The 281-nt window shown below is 65.8% G+C and carries 1 protein-coding gene; it reads left to right on the forward strand.

The genetic code is table 11. The features are described from left to right. A partial coding sequence (locus ACLJNW_RS24580; protein ID WP_410961267.1) for a tetraacyldisaccharide 4'-kinase occupies positions 1–197 on the forward strand: 197 nt, incomplete at its 5' end. Positions 198–281 lie beyond the last annotated feature (84 nt).

Raw genomic sequence — 281 nt, forward strand, 5'->3', positions numbered from 1 at the left:
TCCCGGATCACGCGACCTACACGGCGGCCGAACTGGCGTTCAGCCCGCCGCTGCCGCTGCTGATGACCGAGAAGGATGCCGTTAAATGCCGGGCTTTCGCAGCGGCCGACTGGTGGTACCTGGCGGTCGATGCGGTGCCTTCCCCAGCATTCGTCGCCTGGTTCGACGCCCGACTCGAGCATCTCCTGGCGCGCTGACCGGCGGCCGTGCCGCCATTGTATGAAGGACTCCGCCATGGACCCGAAACTCCTCGATATCCTTGCCTGCCCGTTGACCAAGGG

The sequence above is a fragment of the Salmonella sp. SAL4457 genome, from assembly GCF_046548235.1.
Lineage (GTDB): Bacteria > Pseudomonadota > Gammaproteobacteria > Enterobacterales > Enterobacteriaceae > Salmonella > Salmonella enterica.